The following is a 25,771-nucleotide window of genomic DNA, read 5'->3' as shown; positions in this document are numbered from 1 at the left end:
CGCTCGATCCCTCCTCGGAAAGGTGTAGTGATGTCCGACCTTCGTCGCGCTTCCGATGCGCGCGCTGATGCCATCGCGCGACTGACCGCGCCGGGCGCGCCGTTCGAGATCGTCGAGGAACAGGTCCGCGGGTCGGCCATGCCGGTGTTCCGCAACAGGCACCCGTCCCTGCACCGCATTCTGGTCGACTCGGCCCGGTACGGCGACGCCGAGTACCTGGTGTGCGACGACCTGCGGTTGACGTTCACCGAACACCTCGACCGGGTCGCGTCGCTCGCCTCCGAGTTGCGGACGCGGTACGGCATCGCCGAAGGCGATCGGGTCGCAATCCTGTCGGCCAACAATGCCGAATGGATCATGACGTTCTGGGCCGCCACCGCGCTCGGTGCCGTCACGGTCGGGATGAACTCGCTGTGGTCGGCCCGCGAGGTCGAGTACGGAGTGGAACTGTCCGAACCCGCCCTGATCGTCGCGGACGCCCCCCGCCGCGCGCTGCTGGGGGCCGTGGACGTCCCGGTCCTGTCCACCGAGGAGGACATCCCTGCGCTCTCCACGTCGCGGCCGGGCGTCGACCTGCCGCGACCGAACGTCGGCGAGGACGATCCGGCGGTCATCCTCTTCACCAGCGGGACCACCGGTCGCCCCAAGGGCGCGACGCATTCACAGCGGAACATGGTGGCGGCGGTCGACTTCCACCGATTCAACGACGCGTTGGCTGCCGAGTTCGGACGTGCACCGAGCGGCCGCCGGTTCCTGCTGGCCACCCCGCTCTTCCACATCGCGGCGCTGCACAATCTCGCGGTGCCCCGGCTCGCGTTCGGCGACACCGCGGTGATCACCACGGGCCGTTTCGACATCGACCGCGTCCTGCGCCTGATCGAGCGGGAACGGCTCACCAACTGGGGGGCGGTGCCCACCATGATCAGCCGACTCGTCGAGCACGACGACCTGTCCTCCTACGACCTGTCGTCGCTGCAGACGATCTCGGTCAGCTCGGCGCCGTCGTCCGCCGCCCTCAAGGAGCGGTTGCGGCAGACGTTGCCGGTGGCCGGTCGTTCCCTGGGCACCACGTACGGTCTCACCGAGTCCTCCTCGGCGGCAACGCTGGCCACGGCCGCGGACCTGGCCGAGCGCCCGGACACCGTCGGCCGGGCGGTGCCGACGATGCGGGTCGAGGTCAGGGACGAGGACGGAAGACCGGCACCGGACGGCGTCGAGGGTGAGATCTACCTGCGCGGACCGCTCGTCATGCTGGGCTACTGGAACAACCCCGAGGCGACCGCGGCGGCGATCGACGACGCCGGTTGGATGCGGACCGGCGATCTCGGCACCATGGAGGACGGATACCTCCGAATCAGCAGTCGCCGATCGGATCTGATCCTCCGCGGTGGCGAGAACGTCTATCCCGCCGAGGTCGAGGACGTGCTCATGGAACATCCCTCCGTGCGGGAGTGCATCGTGCTGGGCGCCGAGCACGGCGACCTGGGCGAGGAGGTCTGCGCGGTCGTCGTCGTCCCGGAGCCCGATGCGGTGTCCGTCGAGGAACTCCGGTCGTTCGTCGCCGAACGCCTTGCGCGGTACAAGGTCCCGACGCGATGGACACTGACCACGGACGAGCTCCCGCGCAATGCGACCGGAAAGGTGAAGCGGCAAGAGGTGGTGCTCTCGGCTCCGGACTAGTCCGCCGACCGTTACGTCACGGGGAGGGCGCTGCCGACGCAGCGCCCTCCCCGTCGTGCGTTCCACCGGGCCCGCCGTTTACGAAAACGGCTATACGACAGTGAAGTACGCCACACATTGTCGGCAATGAGCTGATATGGTCGGTCTCGCCGGCGACACGAGATCGCTGCGCCGATCCGCGCCGGCCACTTGATCGCCACAGTGTGTTCGGGCAGACGTGCCCGAGGTCTGTACCGGCCCCGGTGCGCCGTCCTTCTCGATGCGGGCGGCGTGATCCGCGGGTCACGAGCACTCACCGTCGACGCCCCGATCGGCACCGTCCGGTCCGTCATGGATATGCAGGAGGACATCAATGCGGGACAAGTGGATTCGAGGTTCGAGGAACCTCGCCGTACTCGCGGCGGCCGCAACCGTACTGGCGGCGTGTGGCGGTGGGGCGTCCTCGACGCCGACGTCGGGAGGCGGTGCGGGTGAACTCGATTCGGCGGCGGTGCTGCGCGTCACGGCGAGCGCGCCCACTCGCAATCTCGACCCCTACCTGCAGACGAGCTACGGCGGATGGGGTTACCTCACTCCGGTTTTCGATCGTCTGACGGTGGTGGATGCGGACGGGAAGCTGCAGCCGGGCCTGGCCGAGTCGTGGGAGTTCGCTCCGGACGGTTCGTACCTCGAGTTGAAGCTGCGCGAGGGCGTGACCTTCCACGACGGTGCGCCGTTCGATGCTGCGGCGGTGGCAGCGAACATTCAGCGTGGCAAGACGATGGAGGGCAGCACCGTCGTCGCGGCCCTGAAGAACGTCACGAACGTCGAGACCGTCGACGACCACACCGTGCGCCTGCAGCTCGCCCCCGGAACCGGGGTGGAACTGCCGGGTGTCTTCAGTTCCAACGTGGGAATGATGGTCAGCCCCAAGGCCATCGCCGCGGGTGCCGACCTGCGCAACGATCCGGGGCAGGCCGGCTCCGGCGCGTACGTCGTCACGGCCTACGTCCCCGAGGAGTCCGTCACGCTCGCGCGGGCCGAAGGAACCAACTGGGACCCGGAGGCCGGCAAACTCGCCGGTATCGAGTTCACCGCGGTCGCCGACGCCAGCACCCGCCTCAACGGCTTGAAGACCGGTGCGACGGACCTGAGTTGGGTGAGCTCGGCCAACGAGGTCGTCGAGGCGCAGACGCTGGCGAAGAGCGGCGCGCTCTCGGTCGACGAGGACTCCTTCCGCAACGTCCTCGGGGTGTACATGCGTCCGCAGGGAGACCTGGCCAAGCCGGAGGTGCGGCAGGCGGTGGCGTCGGCGATCGATCCGGAAGCGATCAGCGCGCTGTTCTCGGGCACCTGCACGCCCAACCGTCAGCTCTACCCCGCAGGCGACTGGTCGGCGGACGCGTCCTACCAGTACCCGTACACGTTCGATCTGGACAAGGCGAAGAGCCTGGTGCAGTCCGCCGGGGGCGCCAAGGTCACGCTGACGTTCGCCGCGGGCACCAACACGGAGAAGTCCGCCAACGTCATCCAGTCGGCGCTGTCGCAGGCCGGGATCGACGCGGAACTGAACCCCGTGCCGAACACGCAGAACGAACCGCGCTACATCGCGGGCGATTTCCAGTCGATGGTCGCCAACAGCTTCAGCCCCAAGGTCGATCCGGCCGAGACGGTGAGCTACTTCTTGACAGGGGCGTACGGACTGGCGGGCGACAACGCGCAGATCAAGGAGCTGGCGACGAAGGCCGCGAATCCGACGCTGTCGCAGGACGAGCGGGCCCCGCTGTACAACCAGATCTGGGATCTGACGTTGAAGGAAGCGATGTTCGTGCCGATCTGCAACCAGACCAACGCCACGGTCTCGACTGCGAAGGTGACCGGCACCGAGGACATGCCGTGGGTCAACCTGGGCATCTTCGACGTGCGGCACGTGGGCATGACCAAGTAACAGTCACGTTCGGTCACCGACACCTGTTGAGGGGCAACCATGTTGCGTTATGCCGGTAGGCGGTTGCTGGCGGCGATTCCGCTGCTGCTGATCGTGCCGTTGGGGATATTCCTGTTGATCGATCTGGCGCCGGGTGATCCGGCGGTCATCCTGGCGGGCGAGGACCCGACACCGGAGCGGCTCGCCCAGCTGCGCGCCACCCTGAATCTGGATCAGAACGTGTTCGTGCGGTACCTGGACTGGGTCGGGGGCGTGCTGCGGGGCGATCTCGGAGTGTCGCTGCTGTCGGACCAGTCGGTGGCCGAACTGCTGCTGCGCCGGATGGCGACGACGCTGTCGCTGGTCGGGTTCGCGATGGTCGTGGCCGTAGTCGTCGGTGTGGTCCTCGGTGTGCTGGGGTCGTTGCGCCCCGGCGGCGTGGTGGACCGGGCGATCAACGTCATCGCGTCGGTCGCGATCGCCATTCCGGCGTTCTGGTTCGGTCTGGTCCTGGTGTCGCTGTTCGCGGTGTCGAACCAGATCTTCCCGGCCTTCGGATACGTCCCGCTCTCGGACGGGGTGGTGCCGTGGTTCCAGCACCTGGTGCTGCCGGGCGTGGCGCTGGCACTGCTGCCGGCCGCGGAGGTGACACTGCAGTTGCGGTCGGCCCTGGGCCAGGTGATGGGCAGTGACTACATCCTCAACGCGAAGGCGCGGGGGCTGGGGCAGGCCAGTGTGGTCCTCAAGCACGGACTCAAGAACGCGTGCATCCCGGTGGTGACGGTGCTCGGATTCCGGGTCGCCGAGGTGCTCGGCGGGGCGGTGACGATCGAGATCATCTACAGCATGCCGGGGATGGGCAGCCTCGCGGTCAACAGCGTGCAGAACCACGACGTGCCGGTGCTGCTCGGGTTCGTGCTGTTCACCACCTGCGTGGTGGTGATCGTGAATCTGCTGGTCGACATCTCGTACGGCTACTTCAACCCGAAGGTGCGCGCATGACGAACACTCTGCCTTCCGACACCGCGCCGGAGCGCGTGCCCGGGACCGCCGGGCGAGTGTGGGGCTTCGCGCGGCGGCGACCGGTGACGGTGATCGCCGGGGCGTTCGTGCTGCTGCTGGTGGTGACGGCGATCTTCGCGCCGGTGATCGCGCCCTACGACCCGTACGCGCAGGACGTGGTGAACCGGCTGCAGGCGCCGTCATCGGCGCACTGGCTCGGGACCGACGACTACGGCCGGGACGTGTTGAGCCGGTTGATCTACGGGTCGCGGATCTCGTTGCAGGCGTCGCTGCAGGCGGTCGCGCTCGCGTTGGTGCTGGGTCTGCCACTGGGCGTGATCGCCGGCTATCGCGGCGGCTGGGTGGACACGATCCTGACCCGGATCATGGACGCGTTGATGAGCGCGCCGGCCCTGGTGCTGGCGATCACGATCGTGGCGGTGCTCGGCTCGGGCATCACCAATGCGATGCTGGCCGTGGGTCTGGTGATGGCGCCGCGGTTCTACCGGGTGGCGCGGGCGTCGACGATGGACGTGCGCGGGGACACCTACATCGAGGCCTCGGTGGCCTTGGGGTGCACCACGTCCCGCACGATCGTGCGGCACATCCTGCCCAACGTGATGCCGCCCATCGTGCTGGTCATCTCGGTGTCGCTGGGCACGGCGGTCGCGGCGGAGGCGAGCCTGAGCTTCCTGGGGCTGGGCGCCAAGGCGCCGGCCGCGAGCTGGGGTTCGATGCTCTCGACCGCGGCGTCCAACATGCAGCTGGCGCCGTATCTGGTGTGGCCGCCCGGTGTGATGATCTTCCTGACCGTGCTGGCGTTCACGTATCTCGGCGACGGGATTCGCCGATCCTTGACGAGGAGTCGCAATGGCAGCAACTGACACGCTCGTCCGCCCCGACGGCACCGGTGCCCGGCCGGGCGAACCGCTGCTGCGAGTGCGGGATCTGACGGTGCAGTTCCCGGCCGGGCGCAAGGACTGGGTGACCGCCGTCGACGGCGTCTCGTTCGACGTGGCGGCCGGCGAATCGGTCGCGCTGGTGGGCGAATCCGGCTCCGGAAAGACGGTGTCGTCGCTGGCGGTGATGGGCCTGACGCCCGACACCGGTGGTCGGATCGCCCGCGGCAGCGTCGAATTCGACGGGCGGAACCTCACACAGCTGCCGGCCAAGCAGTGGCGGGACCTGCGCGGCACCGGAATGGGAATGATCTTCCAGCAGCCCATCCGTAGCCTCAACCCGGCCTACACGGTCGGCGACCAGATCGCCGAATCCGTGCGCCGACACCTCGGCCTCGACCGCAAGGCCGCGATGGCGCGAGCGGTGGAGATGCTCGAACTGGTGCAGATCCCGCGGGCCGCGGACCGGGTGCGCGAGTACCCACACGCATTCAGCGGCGGCATGTGCCAGCGAGTGATGATCGCGATGGTGATGGCGTGCAACCCGCGGTTGCTGATCGCCGACGAGCCGACCACCGCGCTCGACGTCACGGTGCAGGAGACGATCCTGCAGCTGTTGCGGGACCTGCAGGAGCAGACAGGCATCTCGCTGCTGTTCGTCACCCACGACCTCGGGGTGGTCGCCGAACTGTGCGAGCGGGTGGTGGTCATGTACGCCGGGGAAGTCATCGAGGACGGCCGCGCCGACGAGGTCTTCTTCTCGCCCGGGCACCCGTACACGTCCGGGTTGCTCGCCTCGATCCCGCGGCCGGGCCTGTCCGCCGACCGGCGGTTGACCGCGATCCCGGGACGCATTCCTGCGGCCGGTGAGTGGCCCGCCGGGTGCCACTTCCACGACCGCTGCACTCACGCCCGCGCCGGGCTCTGTGACGTCGACCATCCCGTCCTGGCCGAGACGAGTACCGGCCGCAGCGTGCGGTGTCTGCGTGCGGCCGATCTGCATCTGGAAGGAGTGAGCGCGTCATGAGCCTGCTCGAGGCCGCGAATCTGACGAAGTCGTTCTCCACCCGCCGAGACCTGCTGGGCCGCCGCACCGGCTGGACGCACGCGGTCCGGGACGTCTCGTTCACTCTCGATGCCGGCGAATGCCTCGCGGTGGTCGGCGAGTCCGGGGCCGGGAAGTCGACGGTCGGGCGAATGGTGTTACGGCTGATCGAACCCGACACGGGCACGATCGGTTTCGACGGTGAGGACGTGCGGGCCGCGAAGCCCGCCGGGCTGCGGCAGATGCGTCGACGAATGCAGATGATCTTCCAGGATCCGCACTCGTCGCTCGATCCGCGCATGACCGTGGTCGACGCCGTCATCGAGCCCCTGATCGTGCACACCGATCTCGATCGGGCCGCCCGTCGCGCCCGCGCACGGGAACTGCTGGACAAGGTCGGTATCGGCACGCGATACCTCGGCCGGTACCCGGCCGAACTGTCCGGCGGTCAGCTGCAGCGCGTCGCGATCGCCCGCGCCCTCACCCTCGAGCCGAAGATGATCGTGTGCGACGAACCCGTGGCCGCGCTGGACGTCTCGGTTCGGGCGCAGGTGCTCAACCTGCTGCGGGACCTGCAGGAGGAGCTCGGGCTGGCGTATCTGTTCGTGTGCCACGACCTCGCGCTCATCGAGGTCATCGCCGACCGGGTGATGGTCATGAAGTCCGGTGAGGTCGTGGAGACCGGCACCGTCGACCAGATCTACAACTCCCCCCGCGAGGACTACACCCGTCAACTCCTCGATGCGGTCCCCGTGCCCGTTCCGCGGGCGGCCCGGCACCGCTGACCGGCTCAGTCCACGTCGGCCAACGTGGGCGGCGCGGGCTCCTCGGCGATCGCGGCGATCCCGCGCCCGCCGGGGGCCCAGAATCCGAGCACGACGGCGGTGACGAGCATGATCCCGGCCAGGACTGTCGATGCCTCCTGCATGCCGTGCAGAAACGCGTCCTTGGCGAAGTCGGCGAGCTGACCGCCCTGCGGGCCGGCCGCCTTCGACACCTCGAGCGCTGCGGCGAGGGAGTCGCTCACCGGCTGCTTCGCCGCGTCCGGAACCGCGTCGACCGCGGGCTGGATGTTCCGCCCGTAGCCGGCGGCCAGCACGCTGCCGGCGAGGGCGACGCCGATCGCCGCCCCGATCTCGCGGGTGGCGTCGTTGACGGCCGACGCCACACCCTGTTTCGCGGTCGGCGTGTTCTGCACGATGGCGGTGGTCGCCGGCGCGGTGCACAGACCGAGCCCGATCGACGCGATCACCAGTGGGACGGCGACATCGCGGTACGAGCTGCCCGCGTCGAGCTGCCCGATCATCGCCAACGCGACGCCGAGGACGGCGAGGCCGACGCACGTCAGGATGCGCAGCCCGATGCGCGGGATGAGCCACGGCGCCGCGACGGACAGACCGATCACCACCACCGCGATCGGTGCCAGCGCGAGCGCGGACTGGAGCGGCGAGTAGCCGAGCACCAGCTGCAGGTGCTGCACGATCAGGAAGAACAGCCCGAACGTCGCGAGGAACTGCAGCAGCAGCGACGTCGCCCCGACCCCGAACGTGCGGTTGCGGAACAGGCGTACGTCCAGGAGGGGATGCGCGGTGCGCGCTTCCACCACCGCGAACACCGCGCCCGCGGCGAGACCGCCGACGATCGCGGCCAGCACCCACGGGTCGAGCCAACCCCGCTGTGGCGCTTCGATGATGCCCAGTACGAACACGCCGATCGCGGTGGCGCTCAGCACGGCGCCCCGGACGTCGAACGGCGAGGGGGTGTCGTCGCGCGACGACGGGATCGTGAAGGTCAGCACGAACAACACGGCGGACACCCCGGCCAGGCCGATGAAGATCGCGTGCCACGTCCACTGCTCGAGCAGGAGACCCGATCCCAGGAGGCCGGCGATGCCACCCGAACCGGCCACCCCGGACCAGATCCCGACCGCGCGGGCACGCTGGCGGGCCGGGAAGCTCGCGGTGAGGATCGACAGGGTCGCCGGCATCACGAACGCCGCACCCACGCCGGTGACGGCGCGGGCCCCGATGATCTGCGTCGGAGCGTCGAAGAGGATCGGCGACGCCGATGCCAGGCCGAACAGCAGCAGCCCGATCACGAGCAGTCCCCGGCGGCCGTACCGGTCGCCGAGCGCGCCGGACGGCAGCAGCAGGCACGCGAGGGTGAGCGTGTACCCGTCGACGATCCACGTCAGCTGCGACTGCGTGGCCCCGGTGTCACGGGCGAGGTCGGCCAGCGCGGTGTTCAGGGCCGCCATCGCCGCCACGACCAACGCGACGGCCGCGCAGGCGACGGTGAGCGTCCAGATCTGGCCCCAGGTCATCCGGTCGGCTGTTCGGGTGTACTTTCCAGCCATGTGACCTCCCCGTAGGAAACAAGACTGTCAGTATCGTAGGTGAACCTACAGTCCACAAGAGGTGATCACGGATGGGTACTGACGCGGTCGGCGCCACCGAACCGGAGCAGGATCCCCGAAAGGCGCGCTCACGTGCGCGGTTGCTCGACGCGGCCGCGACTCTGCTCGCCAAGGGCGGCACCGAGGCTGTCACGATCGATGCCGTCACGAAACTCGCCAAGGTCGCCCGCGCGACGTTGTACCGGCACTTCGACAGCGGTACCGAACTGGTCGCCGCAGCGTTCGGGCGCCTGGTCCCACCGGCCCCCGAGGTGTCGGCGGCGGGCGATCTGCGCGAGCAGCTGATCGAATTGCTGACCGGTCAGGCGCGGATGATCGAGGAAGCGCCCATGCACATCACCGCACTGTGCTGGATGGGAATGGGTCCGTCGCTCGACGGTTATTCCAGCGCCTCCGAGCTCGAGACCGCCGGTGCGCCCGGCCCGGACAAGCCGGAGTTGCGTTCGCTGCGCGAGCACGTCGTCGTGCAGTACCGCGCGGCGTTCGACCACGTCCTGGGATCGGAGGCGGCCCGCGCTCAGCTCGGCGACTTCGATTACGACCTCGCGTTGGCGCAGCTGATGGGCCCGCTCGTCTTCACCCGGCTGGCCACGCTGGCCCCGCTGGGCCCGGAGGCGTGCGTGCGGATCGTCGACGACTTCCTGGCCGCCCGGGCGGCGGACTCGGGAGGCGAGGATTCCGGGGAGGATCGGACAGCCGCGGCGGTCGACGGTACGGTGGCCTGAGTCGGGGCGGATCGAACGTCTTCAGGAAGGGCACCGATGATCACGAATGCACTCAACTGGATCCTTGCGCTGGTCGGTTCCGGCTCCGCCGGCAGCAGCGGCTACCAGATCCCTCCGGGCAGCCTGCCGAACGGCAGCTGACTCACACTCACGACGACGCAGGCCGGCGCCGTGCGCGCAGCGCGAACGCGCGCAGACGAGAGTAGCCGCGGACCCGTAGCGGGCGCAGCGATCTGAGCGCGAGCTCGTCGTCGTCGTCGAGACTCGCGGCCAGTTCGGTCCCCACCAGAATCGTTCCGGCGCGCGCGGCGCTCGTCAGGCGGGCGGCGATGTTGACGGGTTCGCCGAACAGATCGCCGAACCGAACCAGGACGGGGCCGAACGCCATTCCCACTCGCAGGTCGGGCCCCTCGCGGTGGGCCGACTGCAGTGCCAGGGCGATTCGCGCCGCGTCCGAGGGTTGTTCGGCCGCGAACATCACCTCGTCGCCCACGTTCTTGATCACCCAGCCGCCGCCCTGCGTGATGACGGCGGTGGTGCGGGACTCGAACTCCTCGAGCAGTGCGCTGAGCTCGTCCACCCGGATCCGACGGGTCAGGCTCGTGTAGCCGACCATGTCGGCGAAACCCACGACGAGTGTCCGGTGCGTGGTCTCCTCCCCGACACTGCCGGCGCGGCGCGCGGTGGCCGCCGCGAGGTGCCGCCGCCACACGTACGACTGGAGGGCCTCGACGACGGGGAGCATGTCCGCCGTCAGAGTGTCCACCGCCGTCCGCAGGGCGTCCTCGTCGAGAGTGCCCGCGTGATCGCGAGCGGCGGCCAGTTGGTCGGCGAGCCGGGAATTGAGTACTGCGACCTGCCATTCCGCGAGCCTCGACATGGACTGGCCGAGCGCGCGGGTGGCGGCCACCACGGCATCCGGTTCCAGAGCCCCGCCGTCGACGAAGCGGACGAGAGCGCGCAGGGCGGCGGCGTCGCCGTCCGTGAACATCACCGCGCCGGGATTCGCGTCGATCGCGAAACCCATCGACACCCACAGCCTCTGGGCCCGTTCGAGTGGCACTCCCGCGACCTCGGCGACCTGTTCGCGGGTGTACCGGCGCGGACCGCCGAGCAGTTGTCGCTCGACCTCGCTCTGGATGACGCCGAGCGCGGACGGCTCGAGATGTTCGGACAGTTCCACGGCACTTCTTCCCTTCGTGAGGTTCCGCGCACCGCCTCGACGCCTGCGACCGCTGTCGGTGCACTGTGGAAAAGTAGCGTGCACGCAAGCTGTGTTCAGTAGGTATTCAGGAGGAACCTCATCATGCCGCCCCGCAGACGTTCCGGCGCCGGCTCGTCACCGGAACACCTCACCGCGGAGAACCTCGAGACGCTGGCCGCGGCCGTCGCCGAGGGCAAGCGCGCCACCGTGTACCTGCGCGAGGCCACCCCGAGTCTCGGCATCGAAGCCGGGTGCTCCGCGAAAGTGGTTTCTGTGGAAGGGAATACGGTCATCATTCGTCCCAAGGGTGTGAACGACGAACTTCCCTTCGAGGCCGAGGAACTGCGCATGACGCGCAAGGCTCCCGAGCCGGTCGCCCCATCCAAGACGCCGGCCCGTACGGCCGCGCCGGCCAGACCCAAGGCCGCTGCGCCGGCCGCGACGCGATCGGTCGCACCCGCCCCGGCGCCGGCCACCGCGCCTGCGCCGCCCAAGCCGGTCGCACCGGCGCCCTCTGCCGCTCGTCCGGCCCCGGCGAAGACCGCGGCACCGGCACCGGCGCCCGCTTCGGCTGCCTCGGCCCCCGCCCCGGCCCCGCGTCGTCCCGCCAAGAAGCCGCAGGGCGGGGTGAGCGTGACCATCCATGCCGGCGCCGACAACGAGTGGACCGTCACGGTGGCGCTCGGTGCGAAGCGCCCGAGCAAGGCGGTTCCGGTCAGTCCCGACGCAGTGGACCGAGCGGTACGCGAGCTGGGGGACCCGGCGGCCCTCGACGCCGTCACCTCGGTGATCTCCGCTGCTCGCGAGGCTGCGGAAGAGCGTGTGGCGGCGTTGAGCAAGGAGCTCGAGGATGCTCGGCGGATGCTCGAGGCGCTGGGCTCGACCACCTAGGTCGGCGATTCGGTGACGATCGGATGAAGGCCCTCCGGTGGGCGCGCGAGAGGTGGGAAGGTTGCCGATAGAGTGTCCCGCCGCCTCGGGAGCGTGAACGTCGAGGACGTGCAGGCCTGGTGGTTGCGCAGGCATGTGGCGGTGATCGACCGAAGGCACATTCGAAGCGCCGACCGGGAGGGCAACATGCTCCGACGACTTTCCTTGATCTTCGCAGCTTTGGTGGTCATCGCCGCCACTCTCGGGGTCGGCACCGCCACCGCGGCGCCGCCTCGGGCGGTACTGGGCGGCGGCTCGGGCATCGTCCTCGACGACATGTACGAGTGCACGCTCACCACGATCGGGCACGACAACGGCGGCCGGCTCGTCGGCATCACGGCCGGACACTGCGGAGACGCGGGATGGTCCGTCGCGCCCGAGGCCGACCCCGACGCGGGGGTGGTCGGTCGGGTCGCGGTGTCCAACAGCGACTACGACTACGGCATCATCGAGTTCGATCCCGCGAAGGTGACACCGGTCGACACGATCGGACAGGTCACGATCACCGACATCGGCATGCCGGCGCAGTTCCCGGCAGTGGCGTGCAAGCAGGGCCGCACCACCGGACACACGTGCGGCGTGGTGTACGGCGATGTGCTGCAGACGCAGGAGACGTGGACGCAGATGTGCGTCGTCGAGGGTGACTCCGGCTCTCCCGTCGTCGTCGGCACCACGCTGGTGGCGATGGTGAACGCGTACGTCGGGGTGGCGTGCCTCGGTCCCGAGCTCGGAACCAACATGCTGCCCATCATCGAGAACATCAACGCGACCGGAGGAGTCGGAGCGGGCTTCAGACCGATCTGACGCTCTTGCGCGCTTTCCACGTGCCGGACCCGCCCGTCGGGTCCGGCACGTTTCGTCTGCGCAGAGAGGCCGCGCGGCGCGGCCGGCGAGGGGCTCCGCCGGCCCCACTTGACATGCGGTGTGTGACACGCAACACTTCCTGGCAATCTACCGACCGATCGATCGGTCGGGTGTTTGGTCGTCATCGTTCGATCCGGCGGAGCCGGGCGCGGTGCACCGCTGGAAGGGAGCTGGTCTCATGTCCCACCCGTGGATTCGTCTCTATCCCGAGGGCGTGGATCCGGAACCGCGATTGCCGTCCGGTTCCCTCGTCGACGCCTGGCGGGCGCGGGTGGCGGCGCATCCCGACGGCGTCGCGCTGCGGTACTTCGACGGCGTCCTCACCGCGGCGGACGTCGACGAGGAGTCGGACGCTCTCGCGGTCGCTCTGCTCGCCAAGGGAGTCCGGCGCGGCGACCGGGTCGGGATCTACCTCCAGAACATCCCGCAGTACGCGATCTCCATGCTGGCTCTGTGGAAGATCGGCGCCGCCGCGCTGCTGCTCAATCCGATGTACCGGGGGCGGGAGTTACGGCATCTCGTGGAGGACGCCGGCGCCGTGGGGATGATCTGCGCCGACACCACCGCGCCCGAGACCGCCGAGACGCTGCGCGGCACCGCGGTGGGTTGGCTCATCACGACCAGCGATCTGCACTACCAGAGCCGCAACGATCCGCGGGTGTTCGCAGAGACCGAGCGGGCGGCCGTCCGGGTGGGTGACGACTTCACGGACCTGGTGGCGCGGCATCGCGGCGCCCGGCCGCCGCAGTTCGCGCCCGGCGCCGAGGACCTCGCGATCGTCGCGTACACGTCGGGTACCACCGGCGCACCGAAGGGAAGCCGCAACTCTCACGCGAACGTGCTGGCGGTGGCCCGCACCTATGGCGACTTCGTCGGGATCGCCGACGGCGACGTCGTGTTCGCGGTGGCGCCCCTCTTCCACATCACCGGCGCGGTGATCAACGCGACCGTGGCACTGATCCGGGACTGTGCGCTCGTGTTCGGCAACCGGTTCCATCCCGAGGTCACGCTCGAGGCCTTCGTCGAGCACGGGGTGACCTTCACGATCGGATCGATCACCGTCTTCAACGCGCTCTACCGGGTGGCGACGGCGTCCGCCGAGCACTTCGCCTCGGTCAAGACGCTCTACTCGGGTGGCGCGCCGATCCCTCCGGCGACCGTGCGCAAGTTCGAGGACCGGTTCGGCCACTACATACACAATGCCTTCGGCATGACCGAGACGTCCTCGGGTGTGGTCGCGGTGCCCCCGGGGGTCCGGGCGCCGGTGGACGCCGAGAGCGGGTCGCTGGCGATCGGGATTCCGCTGCCACTCGTGGAGGCACGCGTGGTGGACGAGAGTGGCGACGAGCTCCCGTACGGAACTCCTGGTGAACTGGAACTCGCCGGACCGCAGATCATCTCGGGCTACCTCGGGCGTCCCGACGACACCGCGAAGACCTTCCCGGGCGGCCGACTGCGGACGGGTGACGTCGCGATCATGGACGAGGACGGTTGGATTCATCTCGTCGACCGGCTCAAGGACCAGATCAACGTCTCGGGGTACAAGGTGTGGCCGCGTGAGGTGGAGAGCGCCCTGCACGAACATCCAGGCGTCTACGAGGCGGGCGTGACCGGGGAACCGGACGACTACCAGGGCGAGCGGGTGGTCGCGTACGTCGCCCTCACCGCCGGCGCCCGGGTCACCGAGCAGGAACTCGTCGCTTTCGTCGGAGACCGGCTGGCGGCCTACAAGCGGCCCCGCCGCGTCCACATCGTCGACGCCATCCCCAAGACGCTCACCGGCAAGATTCGGCGGACCGAGCTCCGGACACCGTCGCAGGCATGAAACCCCTTACTTGACAAGAACATCCATCAGACAGGCTGGAGAAACCGTGGCATCAGAGGTTGTCGAGCGGGAACGGCTCGGGTCGAGCTCCGGATCGACCATGCGATCGAAGAAGAAGTCGCTCGTCGCGAGCGCGGTCGGCAACGTGCTGGAGTGGTACGAGTGGAGCGCGTACGCGGTCTTCGCTCCGTTCATCGCTGCCGTCGTGTTCGACAGCTCCAACCCCGTCTCCGCGCTCCTGTCGACCCTGGCGGTCTTCGCGGTCGGGTTCCTGATGCGTCCGCTCGGCGGCATCGTGTTCGGCCGGATCGCGGACCGCCGGGGCCGCAAGTTCGTACTCATCACCACGATGCTGATGATGGCGGGCGGCAGCCTCGTCATCGGCGTCATGCCGACGTACGACACCGTCGGTATCTGGGCGTCGGTGATTCTGCTGACCGCGCGCATGGTGCAGGGCTTCGCGCACGGCGGCGAGTCGGCGACGGCCTACTCGTACGTCAGCGAGATCGCGCCGCCCCATCGTCGCGGCATGTGGGGCAGCGTCGCCTTCATCGCCATCTTCGGTGGTTCCGTGCTGGCCTACTCGGTGGGTGGCGGTGTGACGTCGGTGCTGTCGGAGGGGGCGGTGGCCGACTGGGGCTGGCGCATTCCGTTCCTCATCGGTGCCGTGCTCGCGCTGGTCGCGCTGTACCTGCGCCGCAGCATGGAGGAGAGCGAGGTCTTCGACGCCCAGGCCGCCGACGACGGCGTCCGCATCCCGCGCCGGACCGTCGTGCGCGCGGTGCTGCTGATGATCGGTATGACGTCCGGCATCACCGCCGCGCACTACACGTGGACCTCGTACGTCTCGACGTACGCGATCACCCAGAAGGGCATGAACCCGGACACCGCGTACTGGATGCTGGTGGTCGCGCAGCTGATCGCGCTGGTGTCGCTGCCGTTCTGGGGGCTGCTGTCGGACCGGATCGGGCGGCGGCCGATGCTGTTCGCGTTCGCAGGGCTGATGTTCGTGCTGCAGTTCCCCCTCACGGCGATGATCTCGTCCGCGGGCTGGACCCTGCTGGTCGCGACGACCGCGGCGCTGCTCGTGGTCTCGATCCCGGCCTCGGTGCTCTCGGCGACCCTCTCCGAGAGCTTTCCCACGAAGCTGCGGACGCAGGCCATCGGCTTCGCGTACTCGGTCTCCGTCGCGGTGTTCGGCGGCTCGTCGCCCTACCTCAACCAGCTCCTGGTGGGGTGGGACATCGGCTGGGCCTTCAGCGTCTACATCATGGTGCTGTGCGCGCTCACCGGCGTCGCATGCCTGTTCATGAAGGAGACCAAGGGAATTCGGCTCCAGGACGCGTGACCGGCGGGCGCCGGATGCGGCCGGAGGTCAGCCGCACACGGCGCCGCCGGAGGCGGAACCGACCAGCTTGGTGTATTTGGCCAGCACCCCGCGCGTGTAGCGCGGCGGCAGGGGCTCCCACCCGCTCCGGCGGGTGGCGAGCTCCTCGTCGTCGACCACGAGGTCGAGGACGCCGTTCGCGACGTCCAGCCGGATGCGGTCGCCGTCGCGCACGAACGCGATGGGTCCGGCGTCGACGGCCTCGGGGGCGACGTGGCCCACGCACAGTCCGGTGGTGCCACCCGAGAACCGGCCGTCGGTCAGGAGCAGGACGTCCTTGCCCAGGCCCGCGCCCTTGATCGCGGCGGTGATCGCCAGCATCTCCCGCATGCCCGGTCCGCCCTTGGGGCCTTCGTAGCGGATCACCACGACGTCGCCGGCCGTGATGGTGCCGTCCTCGAGCGCGTCCATCGCGGCGCGTTCGCGGTCGAACACCCGCGCGGTGCCCTCGAACACCGACGAGTCGAAGCCCGCGGACTTCACGACCGCCCCACCCGGCGCCAGCGATCCCTTCAGGATCGTGATGCCGCCGGTCGGGTGGATCGGAGAGGTGAGCGCCCGCAACACCTTGCCGTCCGGGTCGGGCGGAGCGATCTCGGCGAGATTCTCGGCGAGGGTGCGGCCGGTGACCGTGAGGCAGTCGCCGTGCAGCAGACCGGCATCGAGCAACGACTTCATGATCACCGGGACACCGCCGATGCGGTCCACATCGATCATGACGTGGCGGCCGAAGGGTTTGACGTCCGCGAGATGCGGGACGCGGGCACCGACGCGGGCGAAGTCGTCGAGCGTCAGCGGAACCTCGGCCTCGTGGGCGATCGCGAGCAGGTGCAGCACCGCGTTGGTGGATCCGCCGAACGCCATGACCACCGCGATCGCGTTCTCGAACGCCTCCTTGGTGAGGATGTCGGCGGTGGTGATGCCGCGGCGCAACAGTTCCACCACGGCCTGCCCGCTGCGTCGGGCAAAGCCGTCGCGACGGCGGTCGGTGGCCGGGGGAGCGGCGCTGCCGGGCAGCGACATGCCGAGCGCCTCGGCCGCGCACGCCATCGTGTTCGCGGTGTACATGCCGCCACACGCGCCCTCCCCAGGGCAGATGGCGCGCTCGATCGCGTCGACGTCCTCGCGGCTCATCAGCCCACGCGAGCACGCCCCCACCGCCTCGAACGCATCGATGATCGTGACTTCCTTCTCGGTGCCGTCCGACAGTTTCGCGACACCGGGCAGGATCGAACCGGCATACAGGAAGACGCTCGCCAGATTCAGCCGGGCGGCGGCCATCAGCATCCCGGGCAGCGACTTGTCGCAGCCGGCCAGCAGGACCGAGCCGTCGAGGCGTTCGGCCTGCATCACCGTCTCGACGCTGTCGGCGATCACCTCCCGGGACACGAGCGAGAAGTGCATGCCCTCGTGCCCCATCGAGATGCCGTCCGAGACGGAGATGGTGCCGAACTCGAGCGGGTAGCCGCCGGCCGCGAACACGCCGTCCTTGCAGGCGCCCGCGAGCCGATCGAGGGACAGGTTGCACGGGGTGATCTCGTTCCACGACGAGCCGATCCCGATCTGCGGCTTGTCCCAGTCGTCGTCGCCCATCCCGACGGCGCGCAGCATGCCGCGGGCGGCGGTCTTCTCGAGGCCGTCGGTGACGTCCCGACTGCGCGGCTTGATGTCCGGGGTGTCCTGCGGCGTGGTCACGGCGCTGCTCCCAACGATCGGTCGTCACGGATGCGTGTTCCGGTCCATGTAACCATCGCCGGCCGGGTGACGGCATGCCTCCGGCGAACGACGGACGCCCTGTCGGCGGGTCAGGCGAGGTCGGCGGACGTGGTGAACCCGCGATAGCCGTCGGCCGCGATCTGCGTACAGAGCGCGCGGAAGTTGCCCACGCCCCCGAGGTACGGCATGAAGATCCGCGGCTTGCCCGGCACGTTGGCGCCGAGATACCACGAGTCGGCCCGCAGGTAGAGGCTCCCGTCCGCGACCGTCGTGAGGTGTTCGGTCCACGCGTCCTGCGCCTGCGTCGTGGCCTCGGCGAACCGGGCACCGTTCGCGCGCATGTGGTCGAGGTAGTCGACGACCCACTCGACGTGCTGTTCGATCGAGACCACGACGTTCGAGAGCACCGAGGGGCTGCCCGGACCGGTGATGACGAACAGGTTGGGGAACCCGGCCACCGCGACACCCAGGTACGTGCGCGGGCCGTCGTGCCAGGACTCGCGCAGCGTCACCCCGCCGCGCCCGCGGATGTCGACGGCGCCGAGGGCCCCGGTGAGGGCATCGAATCCGGTGGCGAACACCAGCGCGTCGAGTTCGTGCACACCCGACTCGGTGCGCACACCCTCGGGCACGATCTCCCGGATCGGGTCGGAGCGCAGGTCGACGAGTCCGACGTTGTCGCGGTTGTAGGTCTCGTAGTAGTCGGTGCCGATGCAGACGCGCTTGGCGCCGAACGGATATCCCGTGGGGCACAGCGCTTCCGCCGTCGCCGGGTCGGACACGGTCTCGCGGATCTTCGATCGGACGAACTCCGCGGCGGTCTCGTTCGCCGCGAGATTCGTCATGACGTCCCCGAACGTGGTCTGGAACGCCAGACCACCTGCAGCCCAACGGCTCTCGTACTCCTTGGTGCGGACCTCGGGGGCGGTCTCGAGAGCGGCTCCCACGGGAGGCGGCAGGATCCATCCACCGTGCGATTCGCGCTGCAACCGGCGCCGGGCGGGATAGTCGGCCTTGATCGCGGCCAGTTCGTCGGTCCGGAGCGGACGGTTGCGGGCCGGGATCACGAACCCCGGTGTCCGCTGGAATACCGTGAGCCGATCCGCCTGCTGGGCGATGAGCGGGATCGCCTGGACACCCGACGAGCCGGTGCCGATCACGCCCACCCGTCGGCCGCGCAGATCGACACCGCCGGTGGGCCACTGCGCCGTGTGCAGGATCCGTCCACCGAACGACTGCAGGCCGGCGGTGTCAGGGAGACGGGCCGCCGAGAGCGCACCCGTCGCCATGATCGTCCAGCGGGCGGTGACGGCCGCGTTCGCCGCCGTGCCGATCGTCCACAGCCCGTCGGCCTCGTCGAAGTGCGCCGACACCACACGGGTGCCGAACGTGATGTCCTCCCGCAACCCGAACCGGTCGGTGACGTGCTCGAGGTAGCGCAGGATCTCCGGCTGTGTCGGATAGCGTTCGGTCCACACCCATTCCTGCTGCAGGTCGTCGTCGAAGGAGTACGAGTAGTCGGCGCTGTCGACGTCGCACCGCGCGCCGGGGTACCGATTCCAGAACCACGTCCCACCCACGCCGTCACCCGCCTCGAACAGGCGCACGCTCAGCCCGCGCCGGCGCAGGCTGTGCAGGGCGTAGAGGCCGGCGAATCCGGCCCCTACCACGACGACGTCGTAATCGGGATCGGGTGGCGTGGTGTTCGACATGGTGACGGACCTCGTCTCTCGGTGGGGGAATCGGGGGTCAGTAGCATTCGGGGGAGCCGTCCCGCCGGACGGCGGCTGCGAGGGGAGACTGACGAGCGTGGGTGCAGGCGAGCAATCGGACCGGCCGGTGCTGCCCGACCCGGCAGCGTTGCCGAAGGGGCAGCGGGAGCGGCGCCGTCGCATCATCGATGCGGCGAGCGAGCTGCTGGTGGCCCACGACTTCGAGCGCATCCAGATTCGCGACGTCGCCGAACGGTCCGGAGTCGCGCTCGGAACCGTCTACCGGTACTTCGGGTCCAAGGAGCACCTCTACGCGGCGGTGCTGCTCGACTGGTCCGAGAGCGACCCGATCAAGCACGGCGCGGCTCCCGACCCGGGGCTGCCGCCGGCCGAGCGGATGCGGATCCGTCTGCACCATTCGGTCGAGCGCTTCGAGCAGTACCCGACCTTCCTGCGACTGCAGAACGTGCTGCGCCAGTCCACCGACCCGATCGTGCGCGCGCTTTTCGCCGAGTTCTCGGCGCGGGTGCTCGCGTCCTTCCGCGACCATCTCCCGGACCTGCCGGCCGACGACGCGGCCGACATCGTCGCAATCGTCACCGCGGTGCTCGCCCACGAACTGATCCTGTTCGGGCTCGGGCGGCAGGACGTCGCCGAGGTGCATCGCCTGCTCGACCGGACCGTCGACCTGGTCTTCGCGCAGCGCGTGCAGGCCTGAACCGCGGCCCGCGCGGTCACGAGAAACCAACCGTCGCAGCCACATCGAGGCGGAATCGCTCCACATTGTGACCGTTGTCATACCAGCAGACTAGAGTTAGATTCTAATTCATGACAAGTGGCGAACACGTTCGAACCGATCTGGACCCCGCACTGCACGCGGTGGCGGCCGCGGTCGCGAACTCGGGGCTCGCGCCCATGGTGGAACTCGGCCCGGAGGACGCCCGCGCGCGGGTCCGCGGCTCGGCGCAGTCCTGCGCCCCCGGCCCAGAGGTCGCGGAGGTCTCGACGCATCGGATCGGTGCCGGAGTGGGGGTGCGGCTGTACCGGCCGTCGGCGTCGACCGCGGCGGGGACGATCGTCCACTTCCACGGAGGCGGGTGGGTGACGGGTGATCTGGACTACGCGGACGCGACGTGCCGGATGCTCGCCGACGAAGCTGGCGTGGCCGTCGTGAGTGTGGACTACCGACTCGCCCCGGAGCATCCGTTCCCGGCGGCGATCGACGACGCGGAATCCGTGATGGACTGGGTGGCAGCGGGTTCCGAGAGCCTGACCGGTCCCGTCGTCGTGTCCGGCGACAGTGCGGGAGGCAACCTGGCGGCCGTGTGTGCGGCCCGGTCCCGAACCGGGGCCGGTCCGGACGTGATCGGCCAGGTACTGATCTACCCGGTCGTGGACACGGACCTGGGGCGCGAGTCGTACGCCGCGAACTCCGGCGTCTTCCTGGGTACCCGGGAGATGGCGTGGTTCCTCGATCACTACTGCCCGGACGCGGCCGACCGCTCGTCACCGCTCGTATCCCCGCTGCGGGACACCGATCTGTCCGGGCTGCCGCCCACCGTCGTGGTCGTCGGCGGGCACGACCCCCTCCGCGACGAGGGGGTCGAGTACGCCGAGCGACTGACGGCTCGCGGCGTCGCGGTGGAGCTGCTCGAGTTCCCGTCGCTGCCGCACGGGTTCCTGCAGTTCACCGGCGTGTCGGCCGCGGCCGCCGATGCGGCCGCCAGGATCGTCCGGGCTGCCGCGGCACTGTTCGATCACCGAGGCGCACAGGAGCGCGCGACCCAGGGAGGCGTCCATGCATGATCTGGTGATCCGCGGCGGGCTGGTGGTCGACGGGACGGGGACCGCGCCGCGGGCCGCGGACGTCGCCGTCGACGCCGGCCGCGTGAGCGCGGTGGGCGAGGTGCCCGAGCCCGGACGCCGGGAGATCGACGCGTCGGGCAAGCTCGTCACCCCCGGATTCGTCGACATCCACACCCACTACGACGGACAGGTGACGTGGGACCCGCTGCTGACACCGTCGTCGCTGCACGGAGTGACCACGGTCGTCATGGGCAACTGCGGCGTGGGTTTCGCGCCGGTGAAGCCGGAGCAGCGGGACTGGCTCATCAGCCTCATGGAAGGCGTCGAGGACATTCCCGGAAGTGTTCTGGCCGAGGGGATGACGTGGAACTGGGAGTCGTTCCCCGACTACCTGGACGCGATCGACACCCCGCACGCGATCGACTTCGCGGCGCAGTTGCCGCACGGAGCGCTGCGCACGTACGTCATGGGCCGGCGCGGCGGCGACCACAGCGCCCGGCCCACCGAGGCAGAGATGGACCGCATGCGCGATCTCGTGGCCGAGGCGGTCGAGGCGGGTGCGCTGGGATGGTCCACGTCCCGCTCGGCCGTGCACAAGAGCTCCACCGGCGAGCCGACCCCGAGCCTCACCGCGTCCCGCGAGGAGCTCACCGGTATGGCTCTGGGCCTGGCGAAGGCCGGTGCCGGCGTCATCGACTTCATCTCCGACTTCATGGACGAGCCGGAGGAGATGGAATTCGTGAGCGCCGTCGTGGAGGCCGCGCAGCGCCCCGTCTCGGTGTCGATCGTGCAGAGCGACCGGGTGCCCGACAAGTGGCGCAGCCTCCTCGACGGTTTGGCGGATATCGCTGCGCGACAGGGGGTTCCGATCATCGGACAGGTTGCGCCGCGTGCCGTCGGTGTCATGCTCGGGTGGGAGCTGAGCTGGCACCCGTTCATGACGTGCCCCAGCTACCGGCCGCTCGCGGATCTCCCGCGCGATGAACGGGTGGAACAGTTGCGTCGGCCGGAGATCCGCGCGGCGATCCTGGCGGAGGGGCCCGAGACCGACAGCGAGTTCGTCACCCGGCTGTCCACTCGGTTCGACCAGGTGTACCTGCTGGGAGATCCACCGAACTACGAACCGGGACCCGAAGATTCGGTTGCCGCGCTGGCGCAACGTACCGGCGTGCGCCCCGCCGAGGTCGCATACGACGCGATGATGGCGCAGGACGGTCGCGGTCTACTCTACTTCCCGATGCTCAACTACGCGGCCGGAAACCTCGACGCGGTCCGGGAGATGCTGGCCCGCACCGACACCGTGCCGGCGCTCGGGGACGGCGGCGCGCACTGCGGGGCCATCTGCGACGCCAGCTTCCCGACGACGTTGCTGACGCACTGGGGGCGGGATCGACAGGGCGGGGGTCGGTTTCCCGTCGAGTGGCTCGTCAAGCGGCACACCGTGGACACCGCCGCGGTGGTCGGCCTCCTCGATCGCGGCCGGCTCGACGTCGGCTACCGCGCCGACATCAACGTGATCGACTTCGAACGACTGCAGGCCGACCGTCCGGAGGTGCTGTACGACCTGCCGACCGGTGGCCGCCGACTGATGCAGACCGCGACGGGTTACGTGGCGACGATCGTCGCCGGTGAGGTGGTCTTCGAGGACGGCCGGCACACCGGGGCGCTGCCCGGCCGGTTGGTCCGCGGCGCGCAGCCGACCCCCACCGCCACGACCTGACCGGACGGGACCGAACGGGGAAGGCCCCGCCACTGCTGCAGTGGCGGGGCCTTCCCACGTGTCCGGCGTCGGGGCGTCCCGGACCGGGAAATACGTCAGTTCTTCTTGAACGCCTTGTCGAACAGGATGATTCCGTCGACGGTCGGGTTCGCGCGGTACACCTTGTCCGACCATGCGATGTAGTTCACGCCGGCGCCCCACGAGAGGAAGGGCTGGTCGTTGTTCACGAGCTTCTGGATCTCGACGATCGCATCACGCTTGGCCGTCTCGTCCGGAGCCGAGAGCACCTTCGCGAGGAGGGCGTCCATCTCCGGGCTCTTGTAGCCGAGGATGTTGTTGGTCGAGGTGCTCGACAGCGAGCTGAAGAGCCGGATCTCGGGCGCGACGTCCGCGATGCTGTAGGCGCCGTAGCTCATGTCGTAGTTGCGGTCGATGTAGAGCCGCTTGACCATGTCGGTGATGCTGCTCGTGGTCTCGAGCGAGACGTCGAAGCCGATCGAGTTGAGCTGCGCCTGGACGGCGAGCGCGAGCTGCTGTGCATCGGGGTCGTTGACACCGACGTACGTGAGCTTGCCGTTGTAGCCGTCGGCCTTGGCCTGGTCGAGCAGTTCCTTGGCCTTGGCGGCGTCGGGCGAGATGCCCTCGGTGCCGCCGAACCACTCGGACCACGGCTGGAACATGTCGGAGCCCGGCATGCCCTCACCGGCGCGCACGCGCTGGTTGAGGACCTCGGGGTCGACGGCGAACGCGATCGCCTGGCGCACACGCGGATCGGCGGCGGGACGGCCGGGCGCACCGTTGAGCTGGCCGACCATCGACATGCTGGTCGTCTCGATGTAGCCGGGGAACTCGGCCTTCGCGGCGTTCACGGTCTCCGCGTTGCGGAGGTAGATCGCGTCGATGCCGTTGGTCTTGAGGGCGTCGATCTTGGGCTGCTCGCCGGCGATCGCGACGAACTTCAGGCCCTCGAGGTTGGGGGCGCCGCCCCAGTAGTCCGGTCGCGCCTTCAACTGCAGCTCCTGCTGCGGCTGCAGGTTGACGACCGTGTAGGGGCCCGCACCGATCGGGGTGAACTTGTCACCCTGCTGCGAGGACGGCGCGACGATCATGCCGTGCCCGTAGGCGAGCATCGCCGGGAACGTGCGCCACGGCTGGTTGAGGGTGAAGACCACCGTCGAGGCGTCCCGCGCCTCGGTGCTCTTGACCATCTGCGTGTACACCTGCGAGTTGGCGCCACGACGCTGGTTGTAGCGGTTGATGCTCGCGACGACGGCGTTCGCGTCGAGCGGCGATCCGTCGCTGAACGTCACGCCGTCACGAAGCTTGAGCGTCCACGTCAGGAAGTCGGGGCTCTCCTCGAACGACTTCGCCAGCTGCGGCTCGAAGGTGCGCGAACCGGTGTCGTAGCGCATCAGCACGTCGTACACCGCGGCCATCTCGGTGCCGCCCGTGGCGCCGGCCGGCTGGGTCACGGTCGGATCCAGGCTCGTGACGGGAGCGTACGACGCGAAGCTCAGGGTCCCGCCCGACACCGGAGTGCCGCCGTCACCCTGGTCGCCCAGGATGCCGTACGCCGTCGTGGTGGCGCCGGACGAGTCGTCCTGGCTGTCACCTTCGGCGTTGGCGCAGCCGGTGAGAGCGACGGCGCCGATCGCGACCATCGCCAGCATCCGGCTGACCCTTCTCGAATACTTGCTCATGAAGCAACCTCCACGGTTCGGGGTGACACCCGCCTGCCGGTACGGGCTGAAACAGCGCGTCCGCCTGATCGAGTTGACATCTCGGGCCCCGACAGGGCAGAGCGCCCGGTCGCCGAGTGCTGACGGCGCCGACGTCCACCGCCGGTCGGTCCGTTGCGACACGGACTCTAACCGGCGCAACAGCGGTGCACAAGGAAATGGACGATTCGGTGATCCGCACTGTCCCAGACATATTCGGACGGCGTCCGCGCCGTGTCCGAGCCGGCACGCACACTGTCGAACAGTTGACGGGCAGCCGATCCACGCCGAACTCTTGCGGAAGTGAGAAATGCGTCCTAGATTGTCGGGACGCAGTTTTGTATAGACAAAGATCCCGTCCCGTTCTCGCAGGTCGTCGGCCATTTCGTGGTCGGCGGAGCGGTTTCGGTGACCGGCACCGAGGTGGGAGGGTTCGCTCGATGTACCGGAATGTGCATGCGTTACCCCTCGCCGTGCGGATACGGAGAGCCCCTGGGACGTGACGGACCCACAGCACGTGATCCTCGCTCAGGAACTGATCGCGCGGATCAAGGCGGGCGAGTTCCGGGTGGGCGACAAGCTGCCCACCGAGCTCGAGTTGTGCGAGAGTCGTTCGCTCGCCCGGGGCACCGTGCGGCAGGCGCTGAAACACCTCGAGGACGCCGGTCTCATCAGCAGACGTAGAGGGGCCGGTACCACCGTCGCAGCGCCGGCACCGGCCGACGGGTACGAGGCGTTCGTCTCCACCCGGGCCGAGATGCTCGCGTTCGTGCAGCGGACGAGGATTCGCGACCCGATTACCAATATTGTTGCGGCAGACGATCATTTGGCTCGGCGCATCGGAGTGCCCCCGGACTCGGAGTGGTACTGCGTGTCGGGCGTCCGCGAGCTGCTGGGCTCCCCGATCGAGCCGTTCTGTTGGAGCGAGCTGTATCTGCGGGCGGATCTGCCCTATCGGCGGATGTTGCTCACGGGTCGGTTCGACATGGCCAACCTGGTGCGTCAGCGGATTTCCCAGGAGGTGGTCGCGGACACCGTCTCGGCTGCGGTGTCGTCGGCCCTCGGTGTCGAAAAGGGAAGTGCTGCACTGGTTGTGGTGCACCGTTACTTCAGTTCCGGTGACGCCATGGATGCGGTGGCGATCCACACTCACCCCGCGGGTCGATATCGCGTCGCCACGTCCGTGGGGTCGTCCGGCGACCGGCTCTGACGCACC

At 69.2% G+C, this 25,771-nt stretch carries 20 protein-coding genes; 15 read left to right on the top strand and 5 right to left on the bottom strand.

The window, feature by feature from the left end; all coding sequences use genetic code 11:
- Positions 1–30 precede the first annotated feature (30 nt).
- The 6 genes from E7742_RS17075 to E7742_RS17050 all read left to right on the top strand — a co-directional run bounded on the left by E7742_RS17075 (position 31) and on the right by E7742_RS17050 (position 7,317).
- Positions 31–1,680 (top strand): class I adenylate-forming enzyme family protein, encoded by a 1,650-nt coding sequence (locus E7742_RS17075; protein WP_137800022.1) that lies wholly within the window; start codon positions 31–33, stop codon positions 1,678–1,680.
- 352 nt (positions 1,681–2,032) lie between these two features.
- Positions 2,033–3,607 (top strand): ABC transporter substrate-binding protein, encoded by a 1,575-nt coding sequence (locus E7742_RS17070; RefSeq protein WP_137800021.1) that lies wholly within the window; start codon positions 2,033–2,035, stop codon positions 3,605–3,607.
- A gap of 39 nt (positions 3,608–3,646) precedes the next feature.
- The gene (locus E7742_RS17065; protein ID WP_137800020.1) at positions 3,647–4,588 is read left to right on the top strand and encodes an ABC transporter permease; all 942 of its coding nucleotides are present in this window, start codon (positions 3,647–3,649) and stop codon (positions 4,586–4,588) included.
- Positions 4,585–5,472, top strand: coding sequence for an ABC transporter permease (locus tag E7742_RS17060; RefSeq protein WP_254699049.1), 888 nt, complete (start codon positions 4,585–4,587; stop codon positions 5,470–5,472). The genes E7742_RS17065 and E7742_RS17060 overlap by 4 nt, the downstream gene beginning before the upstream one ends.
- Positions 5,459–6,514 carry an ABC transporter ATP-binding protein gene (locus tag E7742_RS17055; RefSeq protein WP_137800019.1) on the top strand — a complete coding sequence of 352 codons (1,056 nt, stop codon included), beginning with the start codon at positions 5,459–5,461 and terminating at the stop codon, positions 6,512–6,514. The genes E7742_RS17060 and E7742_RS17055 overlap by 14 nt, the downstream gene beginning before the upstream one ends.
- Positions 6,511–7,317: an ATP-binding cassette domain-containing protein gene (locus tag E7742_RS17050; RefSeq protein WP_137800018.1), complete on the top strand. Its 807-nt coding sequence runs from the start codon at positions 6,511–6,513 to the stop codon at positions 7,315–7,317. Before E7742_RS17055 ends, E7742_RS17050 begins: the two co-directional genes overlap by 4 nt.
- A gap of 5 nt (positions 7,318–7,322) precedes the next feature.
- Here the strand turns inward: E7742_RS17050 and E7742_RS17045 are convergent, their stop codons facing one another.
- Entirely contained in the window at positions 7,323–8,888 is a 1,566-nt protein-coding gene (locus tag E7742_RS17045) for an MFS transporter (protein ID WP_137800017.1), read from the bottom strand.
- Between the two features lie 71 nt (positions 8,889–8,959).
- On the opposite strand from E7742_RS17045, the gene E7742_RS17040 reads away from it, so the two are divergent.
- Complete coding sequence (locus E7742_RS17040; RefSeq protein WP_137800016.1) at positions 8,960–9,673, top strand: TetR/AcrR family transcriptional regulator; 714 nt, start codon at positions 8,960–8,962, stop codon at positions 9,671–9,673.
- A 148-nt stretch (positions 9,674–9,821) separates the two neighbouring features.
- On the opposite strand, the gene E7742_RS17035 is transcribed toward E7742_RS17040, so the two are convergent.
- Positions 9,822–10,856: an adenylate/guanylate cyclase domain-containing protein gene (locus E7742_RS17035; protein WP_137800015.1), complete on the bottom strand. Its 1,035-nt coding sequence runs from the start codon at positions 10,854–10,856 to the stop codon at positions 9,822–9,824.
- A gap of 123 nt (positions 10,857–10,979) precedes the next feature.
- Here E7742_RS17035 and E7742_RS17030 point away from each other — a divergent pair, with 123 nt between their 5' ends.
- The 4 genes from E7742_RS17030 (at position 10,980) to E7742_RS17015 (ending at position 15,844) form a co-directional block, all read left to right on the top strand.
- Positions 10,980–11,768, top strand: coding sequence for a DUF6319 family protein (locus E7742_RS17030; RefSeq protein WP_137800014.1), 789 nt, complete (start codon positions 10,980–10,982; stop codon positions 11,766–11,768).
- 186 nt (positions 11,769–11,954) lie between these two features.
- Entirely contained in the window at positions 11,955–12,611 is a 657-nt protein-coding gene (locus E7742_RS17025) for a serine protease (RefSeq protein WP_175420515.1), read from the top strand.
- A 238-nt stretch (positions 12,612–12,849) separates the two neighbouring features.
- Entirely contained in the window at positions 12,850–14,496 is a 1,647-nt protein-coding gene (locus E7742_RS17020; RefSeq protein ID WP_137800013.1) for a class I adenylate-forming enzyme family protein, read from the top strand.
- Positions 14,497–14,596: 100 nt separating this feature from the next.
- Positions 14,597–15,844, top strand: coding sequence for an MFS transporter (locus tag E7742_RS17015; RefSeq protein WP_137801274.1), 1,248 nt, complete (start codon positions 14,597–14,599; stop codon positions 15,842–15,844).
- Between the two features lie 27 nt (positions 15,845–15,871).
- On the opposite strand, the gene ilvD is transcribed toward E7742_RS17015, so the two are convergent.
- Both ilvD and E7742_RS17005 read right to left on the bottom strand, forming a co-directional pair.
- The gene (ilvD, locus tag E7742_RS17010; protein WP_254699048.1) at positions 15,872–17,578 is read right to left on the bottom strand and encodes a dihydroxy-acid dehydratase; all 1,707 of its coding nucleotides are present in this window, start codon (positions 17,576–17,578) and stop codon (positions 15,872–15,874) included.
- Positions 17,579–17,688: 110 nt separating this feature from the next.
- A complete protein-coding gene (locus E7742_RS17005; protein WP_137800011.1) occupies positions 17,689–19,311 on the bottom strand; it encodes a flavin-containing monooxygenase in 1,623 nt (540 codons plus the stop codon).
- A gap of 97 nt (positions 19,312–19,408) precedes the next feature.
- Here E7742_RS17005 and E7742_RS17000 point away from each other — a divergent pair, with 97 nt between their 5' ends.
- The 3 genes from E7742_RS17000 to E7742_RS16990 all read left to right on the top strand — a co-directional run bounded on the left by E7742_RS17000 (position 19,409) and on the right by E7742_RS16990 (position 22,837).
- On the top strand, positions 19,409–20,029 hold the full coding sequence (locus E7742_RS17000; RefSeq protein WP_137800010.1) for a TetR/AcrR family transcriptional regulator: 621 nt from the start codon (positions 19,409–19,411) through the stop codon (positions 20,027–20,029).
- A 110-nt stretch (positions 20,030–20,139) separates the two neighbouring features.
- Positions 20,140–21,117, top strand: a complete 978-nt coding sequence (locus E7742_RS16995) for an alpha/beta hydrolase (RefSeq protein WP_137800009.1) — start codon at positions 20,140–20,142, stop codon at positions 21,115–21,117.
- Positions 21,110–22,837, top strand: a complete 1,728-nt coding sequence (locus E7742_RS16990) for an N-acyl-D-amino-acid deacylase family protein (RefSeq protein ID WP_137800008.1) — start codon at positions 21,110–21,112, stop codon at positions 22,835–22,837. Before E7742_RS16995 ends, E7742_RS16990 begins: the two co-directional genes overlap by 8 nt.
- A 95-nt stretch (positions 22,838–22,932) precedes the next feature.
- On the opposite strand, the gene E7742_RS16985 is transcribed toward E7742_RS16990, so the two are convergent.
- On the bottom strand, positions 22,933–24,537 hold the full coding sequence (locus tag E7742_RS16985) for an ABC transporter substrate-binding protein (RefSeq protein ID WP_137800007.1): 1,605 nt from the start codon (positions 24,535–24,537) through the stop codon (positions 22,933–22,935).
- 517 nt (positions 24,538–25,054) lie between these two features.
- Between E7742_RS16985 and E7742_RS16980 the strand changes: the two genes are divergently transcribed.
- The gene (locus tag E7742_RS16980) at positions 25,055–25,765 is read left to right on the top strand and encodes a GntR family transcriptional regulator (protein ID WP_137800006.1); all 711 of its coding nucleotides are present in this window, start codon (positions 25,055–25,057) and stop codon (positions 25,763–25,765) included.
- Positions 25,766–25,771: the final 6 nt, after the last annotated feature.

Origin of the sequence: Rhodococcus sp. SGAir0479 (assembly GCF_005484805.1) — a bacterium.
Lineage (GTDB): Bacteria > Actinomycetota > Actinomycetes > Mycobacteriales > Mycobacteriaceae > Prescottella.
This window is presented reverse-complemented; position numbering and strand designations above follow the sequence as displayed.